The sequence below is a fragment of the Microcystis sp. M53603_WE2 genome, from assembly GCF_030065435.1.
This window is the reverse complement of record NZ_JASJFF010000930.1, coordinates 1-1,181: the sequence shown is the minus strand read 5'-3', so window position 1 is coordinate 1,181 and position 1,181 is coordinate 1. Positions and strand designations below refer to the sequence as shown.

Annotated in this window: 2 pseudogenes; both read right to left on the bottom strand. The window is 41.8% G+C overall.

What is annotated here, in order from left to right:
• Positions 1-933 (bottom strand): annotated as a pseudogene (locus tag PX481_RS19685) (YIP1 family protein); the annotation flags it as partial.
• A gap of 89 nt (positions 934-1,022) precedes the next feature.
• Positions 1,023-1,181 (bottom strand): annotated as a pseudogene (locus PX481_RS19680) (IS630 family transposase); the annotation flags it as partial.

The following is a 1,181-nucleotide window of genomic DNA, read 5'->3' as shown; positions in this document are numbered from 1 at the left end:
TAAATTCCGCAGATTGATTAAAGCCATTACACCGTTATGCCCTTTCTGACCGTTTGTTTCCACCCATTGCCAGAAACCGGCTAGAGGGCGCTCGGAATCGGTTAAGGCGCGATTAGTGGTGGAATAGGGCATAATATTGCCAATGATCCGCACTTGCGCCGGTAAAATCCCGTATAATTCGGCGAGAAAATTTTGAGCGTAGGGTTTCAAGCGAGTGGACTCCTGACATATCCCGTCGAGATAGACGATATAACGCTGCACTTGGTTTTGGGGTGGTGCTAGTTGCTGCCAGGGTTCCTCGGCATAGACGCGACTGGGACTGTACCAACCGGCCCACCAACCCAAGGCTTCTAGAGGCGAGGTCAGTGCTTCTAGAAATAAACCCAGGAACAGTAATAATAGACTAAATCCGATCAGATCGAAGGTCAGTCGCACGGCATCATCAAGGGCAAAAAATCCTTCCTGTAGCCAAGTTTTGGCGGGAGAAAATAGGAGAATTAAACATAAACCTAAAAAACCTAGCCCAACATATTCTAGAACTGTTTTGAGATTTTGAGTTTTTACTACTTCTAAATGATGACCGATTCTGAGAAAATTTTTACTAATTGGTGAGATAAAAAGAGACATTTCCGTGAGATAATTGTGCCAAAGGGCTTCGTTTTTCGTCTTTTCTTCCTCTGTTTCCTCGCTGGTATCTTTTTCTAGGTCTTCTGGGTTGATTCCCGAATCAACAATTTTTTGCAAGTGTTTTTTATCGATCACTAATTCGACCCCTAATAATTTTTCTGTCAGCCAATGGACAGCAAAAATAAAGGGATAACCGATAGTTCTCTGGAAAACTAAAAGGACAAGAAAACCTAATAAAGAGGCGATGAAAGCATGAAGTAAAGAAATATTGAGGAGAACGGTTAAACCCACGGCCAGGGCTGCCACACTCCAGAGGATTAATAAGATATAGATCGCCCGGCCAGCCTAGGGAAGAGCGATCGCTAATCCGAAGATAAAGGGTGCGTAACTATACTTTAGACGTTCATAATCTGAGATTTATTAAACTTCTGAAATCGTAGATTCAGCAAGGAATCCAGTTCTTTTTTATGTTTCAAATGGGCATCATTCAAACATTCATAAATGGCTGAAGAAAAGTCAGAAAAGTTTTCATAGTATTTACCATACAAACATTT